Origin of the sequence: Micromonospora tarensis, assembly GCF_016803395.1 — a bacterium.
GTDB lineage: Bacteria > Actinomycetota > Actinomycetes > Mycobacteriales > Micromonosporaceae > Micromonospora > Micromonospora tarensis.
In genome coordinates this window covers 1-6184 of sequence record NZ_JAEVHL010000315.1, presented here as the reverse complement: position 1 = coordinate 6184, position 6184 = coordinate 1, and the positions used below count along the sequence as shown (strand labels likewise).

At 72.5% G+C, this 6184-nt stretch carries 5 protein-coding genes and 1 pseudogene; 3 read left to right on the top strand and 3 right to left on the bottom strand.

Features of this window, described 5'->3' with window-relative positions:
- Positions 1–850 (bottom strand): aminotransferase class I/II-fold pyridoxal phosphate-dependent enzyme (locus JM949_RS32530; RefSeq protein ID WP_203151905.1); only part of this gene is annotated, 850 nt, incomplete at its 3' end.
- A gap of 155 nt (positions 851–1005) precedes the next feature.
- On the opposite strand from JM949_RS32530, the gene bioB reads away from it, so the two are divergent.
- From bioB to JM949_RS32515, 3 genes are read left to right on the top strand one after another with little or no spacing between them, the layout of a single operon-like run.
- Entirely contained in the window at positions 1006–2001 is a 996-nt protein-coding gene (bioB, locus tag JM949_RS32525; protein WP_203151904.1) for a biotin synthase BioB, read from the top strand.
- Positions 2002–2006: 5 nt separating this feature from the next.
- Positions 2007–2198 (top strand): biotin synthase auxiliary protein BsaP, encoded by a 192-nt coding sequence (bsaP, locus tag JM949_RS32520; protein ID WP_203151903.1) that lies wholly within the window; start codon positions 2007–2009, stop codon positions 2196–2198.
- Between the two features lie 4 nt (positions 2199–2202).
- The gene (locus JM949_RS32515; protein WP_203151902.1) at positions 2203–2709 is read left to right on the top strand and encodes a GNAT family N-acetyltransferase; all 507 of its coding nucleotides are present in this window, start codon (positions 2203–2205) and stop codon (positions 2707–2709) included.
- 19 nt (positions 2710–2728) lie between these two features.
- On the opposite strand, the gene JM949_RS32510 is transcribed toward JM949_RS32515, so the two are convergent.
- Together JM949_RS32510 and JM949_RS32505 are read right to left on the bottom strand one after the other, a co-directional pair.
- The gene (locus JM949_RS32510) at positions 2729–3256 is read right to left on the bottom strand and encodes a DUF488 domain-containing protein (RefSeq protein ID WP_203151901.1); all 528 of its coding nucleotides are present in this window, start codon (positions 3254–3256) and stop codon (positions 2729–2731) included.
- 115 nt (positions 3257–3371) lie between these two features.
- Positions 3372–6184 (bottom strand): annotated as a pseudogene (locus JM949_RS32505) (glycoside hydrolase family 9 protein); the annotation flags it as partial.

Sequence of the window (6184 nt, the reverse complement as noted above, 5' to 3'; positions counted from 1 at the left end):
GGTCGTCGCCGGCCCTGGCCAGCCGCAGCGCGGCGTGCACGCCGGCCGCGACCGCGGGTGGCAGCGCGGTGTCGAAGATGAAGGTGCGCCCGGTCTCGACCAGGTGCCGGACGAACTCGGCCGGCCCGGCGACGACGCCACCGGCACCGCCGAGGGCCTTGGACAGGGTGGCGGTGACCACCACGTCCGGTTCGCCGGCCAACCCGGCGCCGGCCACCGCGCCCGCCCCGGCCGGGCCGACCACGCCGAGCGCGTGCGCGTCGTCGACGAGCAACAACGCCCCGTGCCGGCGGGCCACCGCGTGCAGCCGGGCCAGCGGGGCGAGGTCACCGTCGACCGAGAAGACCGACTCGGTCACCACCACCGCCGGGCGGCCGGGGGCGGCCGCGAGCGCGGCGGCGACCGCGTCCACGTCGGCGTGCGGGGTGACCACCGTCTCCGCGCCGGAGAGGCGGCAGCCGTCGATCAGGGACGCGTGGTTGTGCGCGTCGGAGACGAGCAGCGTCCGGGGTTGGACGAGGGCCCGCAGCGCGCCGAGGTTGGCAAGGTAGCCGGAGGAGAAGACGAGCGCCCGGTCGGTGCCCAGCCAGCGGGCCAGCTCGTCCTCCAACGCCTGGTGCGCGTCGGTGGAGCCGCGCACCAGGCGCGACCCGGTCGCCCCCAGCCCGTACGCCGCCAGCGCCGCCGTGGCCGCCGCGGTGACCTCCGGGTGGCTGGCCAGACCGAGGTAGTCGTTGCCGGCCAGATCGGTCATCCCGTCGCCAGCGGGGCGCGGCTGCAGTCGCCGGGTGAGCCCGGCCTTCGCCCGCAGCTGGGCGCGGCGGTCGAGCGCCGCCAGCCAGTCCGCCACCCGTCACCCCTCCGCCGCTGTCCGTGCCGGTGAGCCCGACACCCGCCGGGGGAAATTACCACCCGCCGCCACCGGCCCGACGAATCCACTCGGTGCGGGGCCGCCGGGCTGCCAGGTCATTCCGACTGATCGGGGTGCCTTGTAGGGTACGAGTCATGCCAGAGATCCTCGACCAGGCCCGGACCCAGGTCCTGGGTGACGGTGTCGGCCTCGACCAGGCCGGCATTCTCGCCGTGTTGAACCTGCCCGACGAGCACCTGCCCGCCGCCCTGCAGCTCGCCCACGAGGTGCGGATGCGCTGGTGCGGGCCGGAGGTCGAGGTGGAGGGGATCGTCTCGCTCAAGACCGGCGGCTGCCCGGAGGACTGCCACTTCTGCTCCCAGTCGGGCCTGTTCACCTCCCCGGTGCGCTCGGTCTGGCTGGACATCCCGTCGCTGGTCGAGGCGGCGAAGCAGACCGCCAAGACCGGTGCCACCGAGTTCTGCATCGTGGCCGCGGTGCGCGGCCCGGACGCCCGGCTGATGAAGCAGATGCGCGAGGGCGTCGCCGCCATCAAAGCCGAGGTCGACATCCAGGTCGCCGCGTCGCTGGGCATGCTGACCCAGGAGCAGGTCGACGACCTGGTCGACATGGGCGTGCACCGCTACAACCACAACCTGGAGACCTGCCGGTCGTACTTCCCCAACGTGGTCACCACGCACTCCTGGGAGGAGCGCTGGGAGACGCTGCGGATGGTCCGCGACTCCGGCATGGAGGTGTGCTGCGGCGGCATCCTCGGCCTCGGCGAGACCGTCGAGCAGCGGGCCGAGTTCGCCGCGCAGCTCGCCGAGTTGAACCCGCACGAGGTGCCGCTGAACTTCCTCAACCCGCGCCCCGGCACCCCGCTCGGTGACCGACCGGTGGTGGAGGGCAAGGACGCGCTGCGGGCCATCGCCGCGTTCCGGCTGGCCATGCCGCGCACCATCCTGCGGTACGCGGGCGGCCGGGAGATCACCCTGGGTGACCTGGGCACCCGCGACGGTCTGCTCGGCGGCATCAACGCCGTGATCGTCGGCAACTACCTGACCACGCTGGGTCGACCGGCGACGGCCGACCTCGATCTGCTGGACGAATTGCAGATGCCGGTCAAGGCGCTCTCTGCCACGCTGTGACGACCATGACGACGACGGACCTGTGGTGTGACAGGTGCGGTGAGCCGGCGACGGCCACCGCACACCCGGCCTGCGCGTCGGCCCGGCAGTTGGAGCCGCCCCGCTTCTGCCCCCGGTGTCGGCGCCGGATGAAGGTGCAGGTGCTGCCGGTGGGCTGGTCGGCGGTCTGTGTCGAGCACGGCGAGAGCAGAGGCTGAGCCGGTGCTGCGCGGGCGGGCGGTGACACTGCGACCGGCGACGGTCGCGGACGTGCCGGTCCTCGCCGCCATCCGGGCCGAGCCGGAGGTACGCCGGTGGTGGCGTGGCGGCGACGACCTGGCCGACTCCGTCCGCGCCGATCTCGCCGACGACGACCTGCACGTGTACGTGATCGAGCACGACGGTCGGGTGATCGGCGCGATCCAGTGGTACGCCGAGTCGGACCCGGACTACCGGCACGCCAGCCTGGACGTCTTCCTCGCCCCGGCGGAGCGCGGCGCCGGCCTCGGTGGGGACGCGATCCGCACCCTGGCCCGGCACCTGATCGACGAGTACGGCCACCACCGCTTCACCATCGACCCGGCCGCGGCGAACAGCGCCGCCATCCGGGCGTACGCGAAGGTGGGGTTCCGGCCGGTGGGGGTGTTGCGCCGCTACGAGCGCGGCGCGGACGGGCGCTGGCACGACGCCCTGCTGATGGATCTGCTCGCCGACGACCTCACCGGCTGATCCGACCGGCGACGGCGGCTCAACCGTCCCAGCACAGCTGGCCGTGCGGCAGCCGACGGGCGCCCTCGGCGGGCTGGTGCGGGCTGAGCCGCCCACCCGGCAGGAGGTGCGTCACCGGCGTCTCGTGACCGAGCACCGCGACGTCGGCGATCAGCCGGCGGTGGCAGCGCCACCAGAGGCTCTCGCTGCACATCACCGCTGTGGTCCCCGTGCTGACGTCGGTCAGCACCTCGGCCAGCGCCAGGTCGAACTCCGGCGTCCGGGTGTACGCGGCGTACGCCCGGAACGCCTCGACCGTCCACCAGGTGTCGGGCTGCGGCTGCCCGACGGGGATGTGTCGGCGTCCGCCGAGGCGCGGCTCCCAGCGGTAGTCGATGCCCCGCTCGGGCAGCCACCGCTCAAGCTCCTCCCGCTGGACGTCGGGATTGCTGCGGCTGGCAGGGTACCGGCGCACGTCGACCAGCCGCACCACCCCGGCCTCGGTCAGCAGCTCGCCGAGCCGCACCCGGTCGGCGGTGCCGTGCCCGACGGTCAGCAACTCCCCCACGCGGTTGCCATGCCCCGAATGCCGGCTGGTTATCCCTGGCCGGCGCGGTGAGATCTGGGACAGCTGCCGACCCGGGCGGGTCGGTAACTGTCCCAGATTCTCGAAGGACCGCCGGTCAGGCGACGGCGCAGGTGGTGTTGTTGACGGTGAACGCGGTGGGTTTCGGGTTGGCACCGGTGTGGGTGCCGTTGAAGCCGAAGCTCACCGACGCGCCCGGCGCGATCGTGCCGTTGTAGGACAGGTTCGTGCCGGTGACCGCCGCGCCGCTCTGGCTGACCGTCGCCGACCAGCCCTGACTGACCGTCTGCCCACCGGGGAAGCTGAACCGCAGGGTCCAGCCGTTGATCGCGGTGGTGCCGGTGTTGGTGATCGTCACCGTGGCGGTGAAGCCGGTGCTCCAGTCGGTGCTGGCGTACCCCACCGAGCAGGTGCCGCCGACCGGCGGGGCCGTGGTGGTCACCGCGACCGGCGCGGACGCCGCTGAGGCGTTCCCGGCCGCGTCCACGGCCACCACGTAGAACTGGTACGCCGTGGACGCGGTCAGCCCGGTCACCGCCTGGGTGGTGCCGGTCGGCGAGCCCACCAGCGCGTCGGTGGCGCCGGCCTCCCGGTAGACCCGGTAGCCGGTGACGCCGACGTTGTCGGTGGACGGCGTCCAGGCCAGGGTGAGCCCGGTGGCGGTGACCGCCGAGGCGACCGGAGTGCCGGGCGTGCTCGGCGCTGTGGTGTCGGCGGTGCCGGCCGGCGGCGTGGTGATGGTGAGCTTCGGCGAGGCGGCGGAGGTGTTGCCCGCGTTGTCGCGGGCCACGATGGTGTACTCGAAGGTCCGCTCCGGCAGCAACGTGGAGATGGTGATCGAGTTCTCGGTGACCCGGCGGGTCGCCACCACGTCGTTGCCGACCATGAACTCGCGGACGTCGTACCCGGCGAGCCCGCTGCCGCCGCTGTCGGTGGACGGCGCCCAGGTCAGGGTGACCGTGCGGGGGCCGAGGTTGGACGCCACCGGGGTGCCCGGGACGGTCGGCGCGGTGGTGTCCGGTACGGCCGGTCCCGGCTCGTCGCCCCAGACCCGGGTGCCGCCGGAGTAGAGCGGCACCTTCCGGTTCGGCCCGGCGGTGGCCTGGTACGACGGGTCGTTGGTCGGGTCCCAGGTGCCGCCCTCCGGCACACCGACCTTGAACTGGACCTCCATCCGGTGCTGCGACTGGCCGGCCGGGGCGATGGTGTACCCGGTGCAGTCCACCTCGACGTACCAGATGTCGCCGCTGTACTGCTTGGCCGTGGTCGGGGACGGGCAGCCCTGGGTGTAGCCGGCGGTGACCTGCACCGGGCCGGTGCCGTCGGGCCGGAAGTAGTACCGGAACTTCCCGTCGGTGAGCGCGCGGGCCGGGAACGCCGACTTGTTGTAGACCATCACCTTGAGCCCGGTGGCCCGGGGTTCGGCCTGGGTCACAGTGGTCTCCACTGTCAGCTCGTCGATGTCCGGTGTCTCGGCGACCGGGAAGTTCGCCAGCGGCGTGCCGCCGTACTCGGCGGTCAGCCGGACCAGCGCGGAGGTGAAACCGGCGTTGTAGTCGGTGGCCACCTCGTTCATCACGTAGTCCGACCGGCTGTCGCTGTACGCGTCGTTGGCCGAGGACGGGCCGCCGACCAGCGCGCCGTAGAGGGTGTGCCGGGTCTCGACCGGCACGGTCTGGCTGTCCCACCAGGAGCCGTGCGCGGTGCGGTGATGCGGGTTGCGCGGCGAGTTGGCGCCGAACCCGATCACGTAGCTGGAGTTGCGCGGGTTGTCGCCGAGCGCGTAGTTGATCTGCCGGACGGCGAAGTCGTGGTAGCGCGCCTTGCGGGCGGTGTCGGTGGTCTTGTCGCTGTAGACCAGCGCGGCGAAGGAGGTGTTGGCCGCGTAGCGCAGCGCACCCCAGGAGTCGAGCACCGCCATGCCGCCAGGTGAGTACGGCACCCGCTGCCCGTTCACCCCGACGGTCCAGTAGTCCAGCCACCGGTTGGCGTCATCGACGTACTTCTGCTTGCCGGTCAGGTTGGCCAGCAGCACGTACGCCCCGAACTGCTTGTTGTCCCAGGCGATGGTCCACTTGTACGAGCGGGTGGTGGACTGGTTCTCGGTGCCGAGCTTGTCGTACTCGCTCTCGGCCTTGGCCAGGTAGCTGGCCTCGCCGGTGGCTCGGTGCAGCCAGATCGCTGCCCAGACCAGCTCGTCCTGCCAGCCGCTCCACGAGCGGTAGAAGCTGGTCGCGTCGGTGATGCACTCGTGGTAGGCCTTCCGCACCGTGTCGGCGAAGGTGTAGAGCTGCCGGGCGTGCCCGAGCAGCTTGTCCGCGTAGGCGGCGTCGGTGGGCCGGAACACCATCGAGGACGCGGCCATCGCCGCCGCCGTCTCGCCCGCCAGGTCCGCGCCGCCACAGCTCGCATCGATCTTGTACGCGGGCCGCGCCATCGGCATCACCTCGGCCGGGCCCCACCACTTGTGGTCGTCGTCGCCCTTGCCGACCTGCCCGTAGAGGACGTTCGCCGACGGGTGCGCCTTGACGAAGTAGTCGTTGACGAAGCGCAGGTTGTTGAGCAGGTGCGGCAGCTGCCCGGAGGAGGCGTAGCCGCTGCGGTACTCCACCGCGCCCCAGGCGAGCATGGTGGCGCTGAACGCCATCGGGAAGCCGAACTTGACGTGGTCGCCGGCGTCGTACCAGCCGCCGGTGAGGTCCAGGCCCGCGCTGGCGCCGTCGGTGAGCGCGCTGTCGCCGCGCCAGGAGACGCGGTTCCAGTCGGCAGTCGACCGGACTGCTGCGCCTCGTAGAAGAGCAGCGACTTCTGCAACGCCTCGGCGTAGTTGTAGGTCGCGCCGGCGCGGCGGAGGCGGGCCCGGACGGCGGCGCGGTCACCGCGAGGACGCGCCGGTGAGCAGCGCGACGC